Source organism: Herbaspirillum sp. SJZ099 (assembly GCF_007828355.1).
GTDB lineage: Bacteria > Pseudomonadota > Gammaproteobacteria > Burkholderiales > Burkholderiaceae_D > Herbaspirillum.
The window spans coordinates 127,409-144,543 of record NZ_VIUO01000001.1; the positions used below are offsets into that span (position 1 = coordinate 127,409).

The following is a 17,135-nucleotide window of genomic DNA, read 5'->3' on the forward strand; positions in this document are numbered from 1 at the left end:
ACCGGACAGCAGCAATCCAGGCAGCAAAGATATAGGCAACAACGCACGATGACACAAGCATTTCTGAAATGCGGCAGGTTCCGCCTGCCGGTGCAGCAAGGCCGTCGCCCTCTGGTGATGGGCATTCTCAATGTCACGCCGGATTCGTTTTCCGACGGCGGACGACACAATTCGCTCGAATTCGCGCTATCCCATGCAGAGCAGATGATCGCCGACGGCGTCGACATCATCGACATCGGCGGCGAGTCGACCCGCCCCGGCATCGCGCCGCTGTCGCTGCAGCAGGAACTGGAGCGCGTGATGCCGGTGATCTACGCCCTGCGCGACTGCGGCAAGCCGCTCTCCATCGATACCTACAAGCCGGCTGTCATGCGCGAGGCGCTGCTGGCCGAGGTGGACATGATCAACGACATCAGCGGCTTTCGCGCCGAGGGCGCGATTGACGCCGTCAAGGACAGCGAAGCCGGCCTGTGCGTGATGCACATGCAGGGCCAGCCGCAGACCATGCAGCAGGAGCCGCATTACGGCGACGTCGTGGCGGAGGTGGAAGGTTTCCTGCGCCGCCAGGCGGACAAGATGATGGCGGCCGGCGTGGCGCGCGAGCGCATCTGTATCGATCCGGGTTTTGGCTTTGGCAAGACACTGGCGCATAATCTGGCTTTGCTCAAGAACACCCGGCGCATGATCGGCGCGCTCGACCTGCCGTTGCTGGCGGGGATGTCGCGCAAATCCATGGTCGGCGCGGTCACCGGCAAACCGCTGGAAAAGCGCATGGCAGGCAGTATCGGGGCTGCGCTGGCGGCGGCCCAGCAGGGGGCGATGATCATCCGGGTGCACGATGTGGCTGAAACCGTCGATGCGCTCAACATGTGGCAGGCCGGACGGGAAGAGCATTGATCCCGGCAAATAAAAATTAGAATGGAAAGACAGGACGTGCCCTACGGGCGTCCTGCGATGCCGCCGCAGAGCGGCAGTCAGTTTAAAAGGAAACGAGCTTATGGCAGCAAAATATTTCGGCACCGACGGCGTTCGCGGCCGCGTGGGCGAAGCCCCCATCACTCCGGATTTCGTCATGCGCCTGGGCTATGCCGCAGGCAAAGTCCTCGCCAAGGCGCGGGATGGGGTTGCGCGTCCAACGGTGTTGATCGGCAAGGACACGCGGATTTCCGGCTACATGCTGGAAGCCGCGCTGGAAGCGGGTTTTGCCGCCGCCGGCGTGGATGTGATGCTGGCCGGCCCGGTGCCTACGCCGGCCGTCGCCTATCTCACGCGCGCATTGCGCCTGTCGGCCGGCGTGGTGATTTCGGCTTCGCATAATCCCTTCCACGACAATGGCATCAAGTTCTTTTCGGCCTCGGGCAACAAGCTGCCCGACGCGGTCGAGGCCGATATCGAAGCGGCGCTGGAACAGCCCATGGACTGCGTGCCTTCGGAAAAACTCGGCAAGGCGCGCCGCCTGGACGATGCCCAGGGCCGCTACATCGAATTCTGCAAGAGCACCTTCCCCAACGCGCTGGACCTGCGCGGCATGACCATCGCGCTCGACTGCGCGCATGGCGCCGCCTACAACATTGCCCCCCATGTGTTCCACGAACTGGGCGCCGAGGTCATCACCATCGGCAACAAGCCCAACGGCCTGAACATCAACGAGGAATGCGGCGCCACGGCGCCCAAGGCCCTGTCGGAGACGGTGCGCGCCAATGGCGCCGACCTCGGCATTGCGCTGGACGGCGACGCCGACCGCTTGCTGATGGTCGATGCATCGGGCCGCATCTACAATGGCGACGAGCTGCTGTACCTGATGGTCAAGGACCGCCTCGCCACCGGCCCGGTCGATGGCGCGGTAGGCACCCTGATGACCAATATGGCGTTGCAGGTGGCCTTCAAGAAAATGGGCATCCCGTTCGAACGCGCCAAGGTAGGCGACCGTTATGTGCTCGAAGTGCTGCAGGAAAAAGGCTGGCTGCTGGGCGGCGAAGGTTCCGGCCACTTGCTGTGCCTGGACAAGCACACCACCGGCGACGGCATCGTCTCCGCCTTGCAGGTGCTGTCGGCATTGAAGCGCAGCGGCCAGTCGCTGGCGCAGATGACGGCCGACATCCGACTGTTTCCGCAATCGCTGATCAATGTCAGGATCCCGGCCGGCTACGATTGGAAGTCGAATGCGGCGCTGCGGGCCGAGCAGGCGGCCGTGGAGGCGTCGCTGGGCGAGCGCGGCCGGGTGCTGCTGCGGCCTTCCGGCACCGAGCCGCTGATTCGCGTGATGGTCGAAGCCGAGGATGCCGAGCTGGCGCGCAGCATGGCCCAGCGCATCGCCGACAAGGTACTGTAACCCCCATGGCGCTTGCGGATTTGTCCGTGGGCGCCCCAGGCCGTGATGTAGTTTCCAGGCAGAAGGACCATGTCAAAAGAGTCGCCCCATATCCTGCTGGTCGAAGATGAGCCCAGCATCGCCGAATTGTTGCGTTTCACGATGCAAGGGGCAGGTTTTGCCACCACCATCGCCACCGACGTTGCGCAAGCCCGCCAATCGATCGCCGAGTCGCTGCCGCATGCGGTGCTGCTGGACTGGATGCTGCCCGACAGCTCCGGCCTGATCTTGCTCAACGAGCTGCGCCGGGAGCCGCGCACCGCTGCGCTGCCGGTGATCATGCTGACCGCCAAGGGGATGGAGGAGGACAAGGTCAAAGGCTTGAATGAAGGGGCCGACGATTACGTGACCAAGCCGTTCTCGCCCAAGGAACTGGTGGCGCGGGTACAGGCGCTGTTGCGCCGCAAGACGCCGGAGATTGGCAGCCAGCTGCTGAAGTACGGCGAGATCAGCATCGACGCCGAGCGCCGCCAAGTATCGGCAGCCGGGCGGCCGGTGGCGCTGGATCAGGCCGAATTCAAGCTGTTGCGTTATCTGGTGGCGCACCCGGACCGCATCTTCTCGCGCTCGCAGCTGCTGGACAAGGTGTGGGGCGACCATACCTTCATTGAAGAACGCACCGTGGATGTCCACATCATGCGTTTGCGCAAGTCGCTCGGCGATTTGGCGCATTATGTGCAGACGGTGCGCGGCGTGGGATACCGGCTGAGTACGGATGTCCAGGATTGAGCAGCCGGGAATCCGCATCGGTCGATAAAGAAGCGATCCGAAATTCGGATCGCTTTTTTTACGTCCGGATTTTTACGTCCGGAACGTTCAATCCAGCGGCACGCCGCGATAGCGGTTCACCTCCGACGGCGAGACGAAACCGGCGCGGTTGTCCCAACTGTTGCGGATGTAGGAAACCACGGCTGCCGCTTCCTGGTCGCTCAGCCTCGGCCCGAATGGCGGCATGCCGAACGGATACGGGTTGCCCGCCGTCGAGGGCGGGTAGCCGCCGTTGAGCACAACGCGGATGGCATTGACCGCAGAGGCGGCGGCGACCGCCTGGTTGCCATCGAGCGGCGGGTAGCTTGGGTTCGCGCCCTGGCCTTTGTCGCTGTGGCAATCGATGCACAAATTTTCATAAAGCTGTTTGCCGAGCTTCATGATGCGCTCTGCTTCGGCCGGCTCCGGCGGTGGCGCCAGGGGCAGCGCGGGCGTCGCATCCGGCGGCAGCGATTTGAGGTAGATGGCCATCGCTTCGATATCCGCGTCGTCCAGGTACTGCAGGCTGCGTCCCACCACCTCGGCCATCGGCCCGAAGGCTGCGCCGCGCGGCGAGACGCCGGTCTTGAGCAGGGCGGTGAGATGGGCTGTTTCCCAACTGCCCAGGCCGTTTTCGCGGTCGCCGTTGAGCGGCGGCGCATACCAGTCCAGCATCGCGATCATGCCGCCCGCCAGTTCCGCCTGTGCGGCGGTGGCGCCCAAGGCGTTGCGCGCGGTATGGCAGGCGCTGCAATGCCCCAGCCCCTGGACCAGGTAGGCGCCGCGGTTCCATTGGACCGATTGCCTTGTATCGGCCCGGTACTCGCCCGGTTCGAAGTACAGGGCGCGCCAGCCGGCCAGCAGGATGCGCTGGTTGTAGGGAAAGCGCAGCGCGTGTTCCCGGTTGGGGCGGTCTGTGGCCGGGACCGTCTGCAGGAAGGCGAACAGCGCATCCGAATCGTCGCGGCTGACCTTGGTATAGCTGGGGAAGGGGAAGGCAGGATAGAGGAAGCGGCCATCCTTGGCGCGCCCATGGTGCAGCGCGCGCCAGAAATCGTCGGCATCCCAGTTGCCGATGCCGGTCTTCTTGTCCGGCGTGATATTGGAGGAGTAGAGCGTGCCGAACTTGGTGGCGATCGCGCGGCCGCCGGCGTAGGCATCGCCGCCGCGCGGGGTGTGGCAGCCGATGCAATTGCCGGCGCGCGCCAGGTATTGGCCACGTTCGATCTGCTGCGCGCGGTCGGCAACGGGCGTGGCGATGCCGCGATCTTCGCTGCGCAGCAACTGCCATGCCACGACCGCGGCAGGTACCGCGATGGCAGCGGCCATCACGGTTGCGGCGATAATGCAGAGCGCTTTTTTCATTGTCCCGGCACTCCTGCCTGCGCCATGCTGCCGCAGGCCAGCGGTAGCGGGGCAGGCGGCGACGCTGCCGGCGCGGCATCGTGCGGCACCGGCTGGGCCGACAGCCAACTGCTGGCGGCATTGATGTCTTCCGGGGTCAGCTTATGGGCGATCGTCGCCATGCAATCGGGAGACCTGGCCTGGCGCACGCCATTGGTCCATGCGCCCAGTTGCGCATTGATATAGTCGCGCGGCAGGCCGAGCAGGCCGGGGATGGCGGGCTGCACGCCGGTCAGCGCCGTCCCGTGGCAGGCGGCGCAGGCCGGGACCTTGCGTTCCTCGATGCCTCGCGTGACGAGCTGTTGGCCGCGTTGCAGGACGGCGGGCGAGGCGTCGGCCGGCGTGGGCGCCGGATAAGGCGGATGCTGGTTGGCGAAGAAGGCGGCGATCTGATGCAGGTAGTCGTCCGAAAGGTTGCCGAGCAGGTAGTTCATCATCGGATACTGGCGCCGGCCGTCGCGGAAGTGTTGCAACTGGTTGTACAGATAGGTTTCGGGTTTGCCTGCGATACGCGGATAGTAGCCGTCCGGAGTGGCGCGGCCTTCCTTGCCATGGCAGGCGATGCAGGCGGCGACCCGCTGCGGCATGTCGGGGACGGCATCGGCCGCGACCGTTGGCGAAACCGGCGGGCTTTGCGCCTGCGCGGCGCCAAGGGCAAGGCTGCATGCCAGCAGCATCAGGCCTGGTACGAACCTGCTGTGGCCGTGGCGGGCCGGATACGCTATGAACGCCAACTTCGGTCTCCCTTTGCCGGCATCGGCCTGGATTGCAGGGGCCGATGCGATTTTTATGCTTTTTCTGGCGCTGCCCGGGGCAGCCATGCAGCTATTGTAGTGGAAGAGCGGCCGCCGGCATTGCAAGCCTGTCCCCGCACGGCGCATGCGGACAACGCGGCCGCGGCGCGGCCTGCGCTTTCCAAGCCGGGGCGCAGCGGCTACAATAGCGACCTGCTGCCCCCGTAGCTCAGTGGATAGAGCGATCCCCTCCTAAAGACGATTGGGCACCGGATGCCGAAAGGCGCCGCGTGAATGGAGTCAAATTCGGTGAACCCTGACAGCGCATCGGCCAACATGGCGTGCGGCTGCTGGCGATACCGAGCCAAGCCGGTTCCAGGCAAGCATGGGAACCGGAAGGTGTAGAGACTAGACGGCTCCGGCCTGTCGGCGACGTTGCCTCAATGGCGATAGCCGCCCAAGGCCAAGGTATAGTCCAGACCACAAACATTCATCTGGTGGCGAAAGCCATAGTGGTACGAAGGGATAGGTCACACGTTCGATCCGTGTCGGGGGCGCCAGCATAAAAAAAGCGCAGAAGATGTCTTCTGCGCTTTTTCCTTTTGGGGCTCCGGTTCCGGCCTGCTTCGCTTCAATGCCCCTGGTACAGTTTGCTGTCGAAATTATTGGCAGGCGCGCCGCGCGATGGCGGCGGCGCTTGTGGCGTGCCCGGGGCGTTAGGTGCGTTAGGCGCGGACTGCGTACCGGTGGCCGGCGCCTGGCTCGGCGTCCAGCCGAAGAAATTGGAAATCGCATCGACCACCGTCACGCCGACGTTGGTGACCAGGCCATTCTCGGGCGTGAAGTTGTCGTAATACGGTTCGCCGTCGATGAAGCGGATGCCGTCCGGCACCGGCTGGTCGAATTGCGGGACGCCCTTCAAGGCCTTGCCCATGTAATCGACCCAGATCGGCAGGGCCAGTTGCGCGCCGAACTCCATGCCGCCCAGGCTCTTGGGCTGGTCGTAACCCATCCATACCACGGTAGCCAGCGTGCGCTGGTAGCCGGCGAACCAACCGTCGATCGCTTCATTGGTGGTGCCGGTCTTGCCCGCCAGGTCGGCGCGGCCGAGGCTGTTGCTGCGTGCGCCGGTGCCGCGCTGGGCCACTGACTTGAGCAGGCTGGTCATCATGTAGCTGTTGCGTTCGGCCACCACCCGCGGTGCGCCGTTGCCCACCACCAGCGGATCGGCCTTGGACAAGACCTTGCCGCGGGAGTCGGTGATCTGCGTGATCAGGTAGGGCTGGATCTTGTAGCCACCGTTGGCGAACACCGAGTAGGCCGCGGAAAGCTGCAGCGGAGTGGTTTGGCCGGCGCCCAGCGCCATCGGCAGATAGGGCGGGACCTTGTCGGAATCGAAGCCGTAGGCGCCGGTGATGAAGTCCTTGGCGTAGGGTACGCCGATGTAGTCGAGCGTGCGGATGGCCACCAGGTTGACCGACTTTTGCAGCGCGGTGCGCACGCTCATCGGCCCGGCCGGCGGTTCATCGTCCCGCGGTTCCCAGTTCGGCTGGCCGGGGCCGGCCGGGTAGGAAACCGGCGCATCGTTGACGATGCTGGCCGGAGCAAAACCCTTTTCCAGCGCCGCCGAATAGATGAAGGGCTTGAAGGTGGAGCCCGGCTGGCGCCACGCCTGGGTGACGTGGTTGAAGTTGTTCTGGGTGAAGTCGAAGCCGCCGATCAGGGCGCGGATGGCGCCATCCTGCGGCACCACCGACACCAGCGCCGCCTCCACTTGCGGCAACTGCACGATCTGCCAGTTCTGCTTGGCATCCTGCATCACGCGGATCAGCGAACCCGGCTGGATGCGCACTTCCTTCTTGGCCTTGTCGGACAGCGCGTTGGCGACGAAACGCAGGGCATCGCCCTTGATGCTCACCTTGTCGCCCGAGCGCAGCACCGCGTCGACCTGCTTGGGGCCGGCGGCCACCACCACGGCGGCCAGGATGTCGTCGTTGTCGGGATGGTCGTCCAGCACATCGTCGATGGCGCTGGCGCGCTCGTCGGCGTTGGCCGGCAGCGCCACCGTCTCTTCCGGGCCGCGGTAGCCGTGACGGCGGTCGTAGTCCATCACGCCCTTGCGCACGGCAAGGTAGGCGGCCTGCTGGTCGGCGGCATTGATGGTGGTGTAGACGTTGAAGCCCTGGGTATAGGTGTCTTCCTTGTATTGCGCATACACCATCTGGCGCACCATTTCATTGACGTATTCAGCGTGGGTGTTGTACTGGCTGCCCGGTGTGCGTACCTTCAACTCTTCCTTGGAGGCCGCGTCGTATTGCGCCTGGGTGATGAAGCCCACGTCCAGCATGCGCTGCAGGATGTATTGCTGGCGGATGTGCGCGCGCTTGGGGTTGACGATGGGGTTGTAGGCCGAGGGCGCCTTGGGCAGGCCGGCCAGCATCGCGGCCTCGGCCAGCGTGACATCCTTGAGATCCTTGCCGAAATAGGTGCGCGCGGCGGCGGCAAAGCCGAAGGCGCGCTGGCCCAGGTAGATCTGGTTCATGTAGACCTCAAGGATCTGGTCCTTGGTCAGGGCGTTCTCGATCTTGTTGGCCAGCAGGACTTCGTAGAGCTTGCGCGAAAAGGTCTTTTCCTTGGTCAGGAACACGTTGCGCGCCACCTGCATGGTGATGGTGCTGGCGCCCTGGGAGGCGCTGCCGCGCAGCACGTCGGTCACCAGCGCGCGGGCGATGCCGATATAGTCGATGCCGCCATGCTGGTAGAAGCGATAGTCTTCGATGGCCAGCACGGCATTCTTCATGTCGGCCGGAATATCGTCCAGCTTGACCAGGCTGCGCTTTTCCTCGCCGAATTCGCCCAGCAAGACCTTGTCTTCGGAATAGATGCGCAGCGGAACCTTGGGCCGGTAGTCGGTGATCAGGTCCAGCGAGGGCAGGCGCGGATTGATGAAGATCAGCGCATAGACCACCAGCAGGGCGCCGGCGATGCCGAGGCCGAGGATGGATAGTCCGATGAATTTGGCGATATTGGGATTGAGGAAGCCGCGTTGGCGCTGCAAGCGGCCCGGAGACGTTGGAAGAGGCATGGAGTAGGCGGAAATCTGGATGCGTTATCTTACAGCATCAAGCCCGCCGGCCCGGAAAGACAGGCGCCGGCAATGCTTAACAGGATGTAAAAAGTGTTTCGGGGCATGTTTTTCATGTGCTTGCCGGCAAGCATTTCCACAAACCGGCCATGCGGCGCCGCATTTCCCCGCCGCAGTCGGTACAATGCCGCTCTTTACGCATATTCCGGACGCGGTGCAGCAGGCCGCGGCATATCTCCTATGGCAGTCATTTCCCTTAGCGACGCGCAACTGGCCTTTGGCCACGTCGCCCTCCTCGATCACGCCGAATTCTCGCTGGAGACCGGCGAACGCGTCGGCCTGATCGGCCGCAACGGCACCGGCAAGTCGTCGCTGCTGAAGGTCATCGCCGGCCGCTCCAGGCTGGACGATGGCTTGCTGGTGATGCAACAGGGCCTGAAGATCGCCTATGTCGACCAGGAACCGCATTTCCCTGACGAGATGACGGTGTTCGACGCCGTGGCCTCCGGCCTGGGCGAACTGCCCGCGCTGCTGGCCGAATATGAGGCGATCACCGGCCAGTTCGGCGGCGACAACGATGACGCCTTGCTGGAGCGCATGCACCAGATCCAGACCGTGCTGGACGCGGCCGATGCCTGGTCCATCGGCAACAAGGTCGAGACCACGCTGGACAAGCTCAACCTGAACCGCGACGCCAGGATCGGCGAACTCTCCGGCGGCATGCAAAAGCGCGTGGCGCTGGCCTGCGGCCTGGTCGGCAACCCCGACGTGCTGCTGCTGGACGAGCCGACCAACCACCTCGACTTCGGCTCCATCCTGTGGCTGGAAGGCCTGCTGCGCGACTTCAAGGGCAGCATCCTGTTCGTCACCCACGACCGCAGCTTCCTCGACAACGTCTCGACCCGCATCATCGAGCTGGACCGCGGCAAATTGTTGTCCTTCCCCGGCAATTTCAGCACTTACCAGGCGCGCAAGGCCGAGTTGCTGGCCAATGAGGAAGTGGAGAACGCCAAGTTCGACAAATTCCTGGCGCAGGAAGAAGTGTGGATCCGCAAGGGCGTGCAGGCGCGCCGTACCCGCGACGAAGGGCGTGTGCGCCGGCTGGAGGCATTGCGCGTGCAGCGCAGCGAGCGCCGCGACCGCCAGGGCCAGGTCAAGCTGGAAGTGTCGGCCGGAGAGCGTTCGGGCAAGATCGTGGCGGAGCTGGACAACGTCAGCAAGGCCTACGGCCCCAAGACCGTGGTGCGCGAGTTCAGCTCCATCCTCATGCGCGGCGACAAGATCGGCCTGATCGGCCAGAACGGCGCCGGCAAGACCACGCTGCTCAAACTGATCCTGGGCGAAGAAACGCCCGACAGCGGCACGGTCAGGCAGGGCACCAAGATGCAGGTGGCGTATTTCGACCAGATGCGCGCCCAGCTCAATGAAGAAGCCAGCCTGGCCGACACCATTGCGCCGGGCAGCGACTGGGTCGAGGTCAACGGCCAGCGCAAGCACGTCATGACTTACCTCAGCGACTTCCTGTTCTCGCCCGAGCGCGCGCGTTCGCCGGTGCGCACACTGTCCGGCGGCGAGCGCAACCGCCTGCTGCTGGCGCGCCTGTTCGCCAAGCCGGCCAACGTGCTGGTGCTGGACGAACCGACCAACGATCTCGATATCGACACGCTGGAGCTGCTGGAAGAATTGCTGGAAGAGTACGACGGCACCGTGTTCCTGGTCAGCCACGACCGCATGTTCCTGGACAACGTGGTGACCCAGGTGATCGCCGCCGAAGGCAATGGCGTCTGGCGCGAATATGTCGGCGGCTATTCCGATTGGGAGCGCGTGCGCGCGGCTTCTCCCACCACGTCGGCCAGGCCGGCGGCCAAGACAGACAAGAACGAAGTCAAGGCCGAGTCGAGCATGGCGGCCCCAGCGCCCGTGGCGCCCGCACAGCCGAAAAAGAAGCTCAGTTACAAGGAGCAGCGCGAGCTGGAGGAGTTGCCCAAGCGTATCGCTGAACTGGAGGCGGAGCAGAAGTCGATCTCGGAAAAGCTGGCCGATCCCGATCTGTACAAGAACAATGCCGATGACGCGGTGAAGCTGAACCAGCGCTTTGCCGAAATCGACGAGGAATTGCTGGTCAGCCTGGAGCGCTGGGAAGAGATCGAGGCGCGCAAGTAAGCGGAGCCCGGACGGGCCGGGAGCCGCCGTTCCTGTTTGCGCAGGGGCTCAGTTGGGTTTGCGCAGCGCCTCGCGCAGGTCGGGCAGCATCTCGCGCAGGTTTTGCGCATCGTCCGCATGCGGGCGCAGCGCGAGGTAGGCTTCCAGGTCTTCCAGCGCAGCCTGGGGCAGGCCGAGGTTGGCGCGCGCCAGGCCGCGGTCGCGCTTTTCGGTAATCTCTTCGGGAAGCAGGATCACCAGGCGTTCCTGCACGTCCAGCACCTGTTGCCAGCGCTGGCTTTCCATGAAAATGGCCTTGAGGTTGCGCAGCATGCGCGCCAGGATCTCGCGCGGATGGGCGGCGCGCAGGTAAGCGCCCAGCGGCAGCTCATCGCCGAAGTCCTGTTCGTGCTGGCGTTCCAGGTACGGTTCCAGGCGTTCTTCCAATTCTTCCCGCGACAGGCTGGAGCCGTTCATCGGATCCAGCACGATCTCGCCCGACTGCACCGACAGCTTCATCAGGAAATGGCCAGGGAAGGAAACGCCCTTCATGTCCAGCCCGACCTGTTGCGCCAGTTCGATATAGACCACCGCCAGCGAGATCGGGATGCCGCGCCGGGTCGCGATGACGCGGTGGATGTAGCTGTTGTCGGGGTCGTAATAATTGTTGACGTTGCCGGCGAAGGCCATTTCCTGGAAGAAGAAATGGTTGAGCATGCGCAGCTTCTGGATCTGCGAGGCATCTGACGGCAAGCGCTGCCTCAGCTTTTGCGCCAGCAGGTCGAGCTCGACTTCCTGCTCGGCGAAATCCATTTCGGGATAAAAGTCCTGACCCAGCGTCAAGGCGGATTCGAACAGCGGAATCGAATCGTCCTGGCGCACCAGCGAAGCAAAATAGTCGAGGGAGGTGAGCGTCATGCCATCCATCCTATCAAAATATTTTGGCGCGCGTCACGCTTGGCAACGCGGCGAAAAAATACTTGTTGTTTCCAGCCAGCTACTCTGGCATACAAGGTCGCCGCGGTTTATTCTTTTTCGCTTGCCGTTCTTCGCGGAGCGGCAACAGGTTCTTAACGCCGGGCGATGCGCTTGAATTCGCGCAACCTGAATCCCATCGCCAGCAGCGGCCCGAAATAGGCGAGCCCGCACACCGCGATCACCAGCATCAGCGCGCCGATGCGCGCCAGCGGATGGGCCCGCAGGGCGATCCAGTCGAACTGGCCGGCCATCCACAATGACACGCCCGCCAGCACCAGCAGCGCACCGGTAAGCCGCGCCAGGAAGATCCCCCAGCCCGGACGCGGGATGTAGATCTGGCGGCGGCGCAATCCCAGGAACAGGAGTGCCGCGTTCAGGCAGGCGCCCAGGCCGATCGACAAGGCCAGGCCGGCATGGGCGAACATCGGCACGAAAATGCCGTTCATCAACTGGGTGGCGATCAGCACGCCGATGGCGATCATCACCGGGGTGCGGATGTCTTGCTTGGCATAGAACCCCGGCGCCAGGATTTTGACCATGATCAGGCCGATCAGGCCGACGCCGTAGGCCACCAGCGCATGGCCGGTCATGGTCACCGACAGGTTGTCGAATTTGCCATAGTGGAACAGCGTGGCCGTCAGCGGCTCCGACAGGGTGGCCAGCGCCACCGCCGCCGGCATGGCCAGCATGAACGTCAGGCGCAGGCCCCAGTCGAGCAGGGACGAGTATTCGTCCATGTCGTTGGCGGAGTGGGCGTTGGACAGGCTGGGCAGGAGGATGGTCCCCAGCGCCACGCCCAGCAGGGCGGTCGGGAATTCCATCAGGCGGTCGGCGTAGGAGAGCCAGGACACGCTGCCGTGCTCCAGGCGCGAGGCGATGTTGGTATTGATCATCAGGCTGATCTGGGCGGCCGAGACGGCGAATACGGCGGGCCCCATTTTCTGCAGCACGCGCTTCACGCCGGCGTCGGAGAGGCCGATCATCGGGTTCCAGTACAGGCGCGGCAGCATGCCGATCTTTACCAGCGCCGGCAATTGCAGGGCCACTTGCAGGATGCCGCCGACCAGCACGGCGAACGCCATGGCGTAGATCGGCTGTTTCATGAACGGCGCGACGAACAGCGATGCGACGATGAAGGCCAGGTTCAGCAGCACCGAGGTAAAGGCCGGAATCTTGAATTCCTTCCAGGTATTGAGGATGCCGCCGGCCAGCGCCACGAAGGCCATGAAGCCGATATAGGGGAACATGATGCGGGTCATCGTCACCGAGGCGTCGAACGCTTCCGGATTGTATTTCAGGCCGGTGGCGATGAAATAGACCACGAAGGGAGTGGCGACGATGCCGGCCACGCAGGTGACCAGCATCACCCACATCAGCACGGTGGCGACATGGTCGACCAAGTGCTTGGTCTGCTCCTCCCCGCGCTGGTTCTTGTATTCGGCGAGGATGGGGACGAAGGCTTGCGAAAAGGCGCCTTCGGCGAACAGGCGGCGCAGCAGGTTGGGAATGCGGAAGGCGATGTTGAACGCATCGGTATAGGCGGAGGCGCCAAAAGCGCGGGCAAACAGGATTTCCCTGGCCAGTCCGGTGATGCGGGAGAGCATCGTCATGCCGGAGATGGTCGCGAGCGTTTTATGCAAGTTCATGGTGCGGCATTATAGCGGCGCGGCGCAGTCCGGCGGCCGGGAATCGGCGGCGCGGGCAAGCGTTTCGGCCTGATGGGCGGAAGGGTGGGCGGTGGCGGTAGAGTCTCCTGATTCCAAATCGGTTCGATGCATGAATGAAATTTCTTTATTGCAACATCGGTATCCGTCATTGAATCCGCATGCCCATTTGCCTATGCTGGTCAGGTAGGGCATCTGAGGCAAGCCAGGATGGCATGCGCCGTTTTGACCTGAATGCAACGGATGGGCACGCGGCTTGGACAAGGTATTTGCCCAAGCCTGCAAAAATGGTTATACTCCAAGGCTTTACAGAATTTGGCTTCGCGAGTCCTAAGGGTTTGCGGCGCATACGACTCTCGATTTAGGATAATTTCATGGCAAATACCGCACAGGCACGCAAGCGTGCACGTCAGGCAGTTAAGCAAAACGCGCACAACTCGAGCCAGCGTTCGACCCTGCGTACCGCGATCAAGGCTGTTCGCAAGGCAATCGCCGGTGGCGACAAGGCTGCGGCAACCAGCGTGTTCCAGGCATCGGTGTCGACCATCGACAGCATCGCCGACAAGAAGATCATCCACAAGAACAAGGCCGCTCGCCACAAGAGCCGCCTGGCTGCTGCCCTGAAGGCCCTGGCTGCTTAATTCGCCGGCTGTTGGCTGAGCCGGCCAGTCCGGCGCAGTTCAGTTGCAGTAAAACAGAAACCCGTCTTTTCAGGCGGGTTTTTGCGTTTGTATCGTTTCTGGCATGGCGGGCGCATGTCCCAGCTTGCGCCGGGGGGGGGGCGGTGCATGCCGTCCCGATGCGACGCCTGGCGTTTACCTGGGCAGGCCTTCGATTTTTGCGCCCGGTTTGATGTTCTTTTGCTTGAACCAGCCCTTGTTCATTTCCAGCGCATAGACCGCGCCGCGTTTGGCGCAATGCGAATCCAGGGTCTGTTCCTTCATTTCCTCGATGTTGATGATCTCGCCTTTTTCATCCATGAAGGCGACCGACAACGGGATCAGCGTGTTCTTCATCCACATGCAAACGCCTGCCGGTGCACCGAACAGGAATAGCATGCCTTCGTTATCGCCCATTTTTTCCCGGAACATCAGGCCTTGCTCACGCTCGGCTTCGGTCTGGGCGACTTCGGCCTTGATCAGGTGGATGCCGATGTTGAGCTGTGTGGTCGGGAAGCGGCGGACTTGCTGCGGCGTCTGGGCCGCAGCGTCGGCAAGGCACAATGCCGTGAGCAGGGTGGCGGCGATGCCGGCGAACAGGCGGGGGCGATTGAGTTGGCGCATGGTCAATATTGGTGTTCGATCAATCGGGGGATTGGAATCTGCAGGATTATAGCGATTCGCAGCAGTTGTGCTTTGGCGCGGCTGGCGAACAGGTTAATCCGGCAATGATTGGCGGCGGGAAAATGAATCGTTTGGGCGGGATCATCCGGGCGGGATCGTCCGGGCATGAAAAAAGGCAGGACTAGCCTGCCTTTTTGAATTGCGCGACGCTAAATTACTTAGCTTCAGCAGCCTTCTTTGCCTTCTTGGCTTTCTTTGCCTTCTTGGCCTTCTTTGCCTTAGGAGCGGCAGCTTCAGCCTTCGGGGCTTCCGGAGCGGCCGGAGCTTGTGCGAAAGCGGCAGTTGCGAACAGACCAGCGATCAGAGCGGCGATCAATTTTTTCATTTTGCGTCCTTCAATTCAACATGTTAGGGATGTGAGGCAAACGATGATTCGTGCGAATCACTGACAATAACGGTAGCAGGCAACAGAGGTTGACAACCTTTTCGATCTTTTTTGGGAGTCGCTGGGCGTGCGATGGAAGATTGATGTCGTTTTGATAATTTAACCGAGTCTTGTCGCTTAACGCTTCAGCTCCTCCGGATCCACCTCGCGCCACTCCCCTGGCAGCAACGGATGCGTGGCCAGCGAAAACGGGCCGATGGCGATGCGGACCAGGCGCAGCGTCGGCAGGCCGACCGCCGCCGTCATGCGCCGCACCTGGCGATTCTTGCCTTCGCTGATGGTGAGCGCGATCCAGCTAGTCGGCTGGCTCTTGCGTTCGCGGATGGGGGGATTGCGCGGCCACAGCCAGCCCGGTTCCTGGATCAGCCGGGCTTGGCTTTCCTGCGTGACGAAGTCGCCCAGGTCGAGCGGATTGCGCAGGCGTTGCAGCATTTCCCCGGAGACGTCGCCTTCGACTTGCGCCAGATAGGTCTTGGGCTGCTTGTGGCGCGGATTGCTGATTTCATGCTGGAGCTTGCCGTCGTCGGTGAGCAGCAGCAGGCCTTCGCTGTCGGCATCGAGGCGGCCGGCGGGATAAACGTTGGGAACCGGGATGTAGCCGGCGAGGGTTTCGCGTTCCGGATGGGCGGAGAACTGGCTCATCACCTGGAACGGCTTGTTGAATAATATGAGAGGCATGCGCTGGGGCCTGTGAACAATGAATTTGCTGGCTGCACCCGGTCGGGCGCAGCCAGCAGGCGTAAATTGAATGTTAACAGGCCCTGGCGTCGCAAAATCATGGGATTCCGTAAAATCCTCGGGCATAATCGAGGGCATATCTTATGTCTTATAGAGGACATGGCGTCCGGGCCGGCAGCAGCGTTGCCTTCCCCGGGCATCCATCCGACCTGCTTTCCCGAAATCTCTTAAAATTCCCCGCTTGTTCTGCTTAAACGCCGGAGACCACGATGCCGTACCAACATATCCAAGTGCCTGCCGAAGGCCGGAAGATTACCGCCAATGCCGACTTCACCCTGAATGTCCCGAATAACCCGATCATTCCGTACATCGAAGGCGATGGCATCGGCATGGACGTCACGCCGGTGATGCTCAAGGTGGTCAATGCCGCCGTGGAAAAGGCGTATGGCGGCGCGCGCAAGATCCATTGGATGGAAATCTACGCCGGCGAAAAGGCGACCAGGATCTACGGCCCGGAGGTCTGGATGCCGGATGAAACGCTGGAAGTGGTCAAGGATTACCTGGTCTCGATCAAGGGACCGTTGACGACGCCGGTCGGCGGCGGCATCCGTTCGCTCAATGTCACGCTGCGCCAGCATCTGGACCTGTATGTCTGCCTGCGTCCGGTGCGCTATTTCAAGGGCGTGCCATCGCCGCTGCGCGAACCGGAAAAGACCGACATGGTCGTGTTCCGCGAGAATTCGGAAGATATTTACGCCGGCATCGAATGGCAGAGCGGTTCGGCTGAAGTCAGGAAAGTGATCGATTTCCTGGTCAATGAAATGGGCGTCAAGAAGCTGCGCTTCCCCGAGACCTCGGCGCTGGGCATCAAGCCGGTCTCGCGCGAAGGCACCGAGCGCCTGGTGCGCAAGGCGATCCAGTACGCCATCGACAATGACAAGCCTTCGGTGACCCTGGTCCACAAGGGCAACATCATGAAATTCACCGAAGGCGCTTTCCGCGACTGGGGCTATGCGCTGGCGGCCAGGGAGTTCGGCGCCGAATTGATCGATGGCGGCCCGTGGATGAGGTTGAAGAATCCCAAGACTGGGCGCTATATCATGATCAAGGATGCGATCACCGATGCGTTCTTCCTGCAGATCCTGATGCGTCCGGCCGAATACAGCGTGATCGCCACGCTCAACCTGAACGGCGACTACATTTCCGACGCCGTGGCGGCCCAGGTCGGCGGGATCGGCATCGCGCCCGGCGCCAACATGTCCGACTCGGTAGCGATGTTCGAAGCCACCCATGGCACCGCCCCCAAGTATGCCGGCAAGGACTACGTCAACCCGGGATCGGTGATCCTGTCGGCCGAAATGATGCTGCGCCATATGGGCTGGATCGAAGCCGCCGACCTGATCATCAATGCAATGCAGAAATCGGTGTCGTCCAAGCGCGTGACTTACGACTTCGCACGCTTGCTTGAAGGCGCGACCCAGGTTTCCTGCTCGGGATTTGGTGAGGTAATGATCGAAAACATGTGAGCGCGTTGATGTTTGCGCGAAGTGCGGAAGCCGGGCGATGCCCGGCTTTTTGCTTGGCGGGTGCGTTGACGGTTCAGC

At 62.7% G+C, this 17,135-nt stretch carries 14 protein-coding genes; 6 read left to right on the forward strand and 8 right to left on the reverse strand.

Going from position 1 to position 17,135, the window contains the following annotated elements:
• Nucleotides 1-48: 48 nt before the first annotated feature.
• The 3 genes from folP to FB597_RS00575 all read left to right on the forward strand — a co-directional run bounded on the left by folP (nucleotide 49) and on the right by FB597_RS00575 (nucleotide 3,100).
• Nucleotides 49-897 (forward strand): dihydropteroate synthase, encoded by an 849-nt coding sequence (gene folP, locus FB597_RS00565; protein ID WP_141917223.1) that lies wholly within the window; start codon nucleotides 49-51, stop codon nucleotides 895-897.
• Nucleotides 898-997: 100 nt separating this feature from the next.
• Entirely contained in the window at nucleotides 998-2,332 is a 1,335-nt protein-coding gene (gene glmM, locus FB597_RS00570) for a phosphoglucosamine mutase (RefSeq protein WP_144767604.1), read from the forward strand.
• A 69-nt stretch (nucleotides 2,333-2,401) separates the two neighbouring features.
• Nucleotides 2,402-3,100 carry a winged helix-turn-helix domain-containing protein gene (locus FB597_RS00575; RefSeq protein ID WP_141917218.1) on the forward strand — a complete coding sequence of 233 codons (699 nt, stop codon included), beginning with the start codon at nucleotides 2,402-2,404 and terminating at the stop codon, nucleotides 3,098-3,100.
• An 87-nt stretch (nucleotides 3,101-3,187) separates the two neighbouring features.
• Here FB597_RS00575 and FB597_RS00580 read toward each other — a convergent pair whose 3' ends face one another.
• From FB597_RS00580 to FB597_RS00590, 3 genes are all read right to left on the reverse strand, one after another.
• Nucleotides 3,188-4,483 (reverse strand): cytochrome c, encoded by a 1,296-nt coding sequence (locus tag FB597_RS00580; RefSeq protein WP_144767606.1) that lies wholly within the window; start codon nucleotides 4,481-4,483, stop codon nucleotides 3,188-3,190.
• Nucleotides 4,480-5,199 (reverse strand): cytochrome c, encoded by a 720-nt coding sequence (locus FB597_RS00585; RefSeq protein WP_370454619.1) that lies wholly within the window; start codon nucleotides 5,197-5,199, stop codon nucleotides 4,480-4,482. The genes FB597_RS00580 and FB597_RS00585 overlap by 4 nt, the downstream gene beginning before the upstream one ends.
• Before the next feature lie 688 nt (nucleotides 5,200-5,887).
• Complete coding sequence (locus tag FB597_RS00590; RefSeq protein WP_144767608.1) at nucleotides 5,888-8,341, reverse strand: penicillin-binding protein 1A; 2,454 nt, start codon at nucleotides 8,339-8,341, stop codon at nucleotides 5,888-5,890.
• A gap of 240 nt (nucleotides 8,342-8,581) precedes the next feature.
• Here FB597_RS00590 and FB597_RS00595 point away from each other — a divergent pair, with 240 nt between their 5' ends.
• Complete coding sequence (locus tag FB597_RS00595) at nucleotides 8,582-10,504, forward strand: ATP-binding cassette domain-containing protein (protein ID WP_141917211.1); 1,923 nt, start codon at nucleotides 8,582-8,584, stop codon at nucleotides 10,502-10,504.
• A gap of 48 nt (nucleotides 10,505-10,552) precedes the next feature.
• Here FB597_RS00595 and FB597_RS00600 read toward each other — a convergent pair whose 3' ends face one another.
• Together FB597_RS00600 and murJ are read right to left on the reverse strand one after the other, a co-directional pair.
• Nucleotides 10,553-11,401 (reverse strand): SirB1 family protein, encoded by an 849-nt coding sequence (locus FB597_RS00600; RefSeq protein ID WP_141917210.1) that lies wholly within the window; start codon nucleotides 11,399-11,401, stop codon nucleotides 10,553-10,555.
• Nucleotides 11,402-11,553: 152 nt separating this feature from the next.
• Entirely contained in the window at nucleotides 11,554-13,107 is a 1,554-nt protein-coding gene (gene murJ / locus FB597_RS00605) for a murein biosynthesis integral membrane protein MurJ (RefSeq protein ID WP_141917208.1), read from the reverse strand.
• A 392-nt stretch (nucleotides 13,108-13,499) separates the two neighbouring features.
• Between murJ and rpsT the strand changes: the two genes are divergently transcribed.
• Nucleotides 13,500-13,766, forward strand: coding sequence for a 30S ribosomal protein S20 (rpsT, locus tag FB597_RS00610; RefSeq protein WP_050468109.1), 267 nt, complete (start codon nucleotides 13,500-13,502; stop codon nucleotides 13,764-13,766).
• Between the two features lie 174 nt (nucleotides 13,767-13,940).
• On the opposite strand, the gene FB597_RS00615 is transcribed toward rpsT, so the two are convergent.
• The 3 genes from FB597_RS00615 to FB597_RS00620 all read right to left on the reverse strand — a co-directional run bounded on the left by FB597_RS00615 (nucleotide 13,941) and on the right by FB597_RS00620 (nucleotide 15,531).
• Nucleotides 13,941-14,408 (reverse strand): DUF192 domain-containing protein, encoded by a 468-nt coding sequence (locus FB597_RS00615; protein ID WP_141917206.1) that lies wholly within the window; start codon nucleotides 14,406-14,408, stop codon nucleotides 13,941-13,943.
• A 214-nt stretch (nucleotides 14,409-14,622) separates the two neighbouring features.
• Nucleotides 14,623-14,793, reverse strand: a complete 171-nt coding sequence (locus FB597_RS20065) for a hypothetical protein (protein WP_006463172.1) — start codon at nucleotides 14,791-14,793, stop codon at nucleotides 14,623-14,625.
• Nucleotides 14,794-14,970: 177 nt separating this feature from the next.
• Nucleotides 14,971-15,531, reverse strand: coding sequence for a pseudouridine synthase (locus FB597_RS00620; RefSeq protein ID WP_141917204.1), 561 nt, complete (start codon nucleotides 15,529-15,531; stop codon nucleotides 14,971-14,973).
• Between the two features lie 269 nt (nucleotides 15,532-15,800).
• Here FB597_RS00620 and icd point away from each other — a divergent pair, with 269 nt between their 5' ends.
• Nucleotides 15,801-17,057, forward strand: a complete 1,257-nt coding sequence (icd, locus tag FB597_RS00625) for an NADP-dependent isocitrate dehydrogenase (protein ID WP_141917202.1) — start codon at nucleotides 15,801-15,803, stop codon at nucleotides 17,055-17,057.
• Nucleotides 17,058-17,135 lie beyond the last annotated feature (78 nt).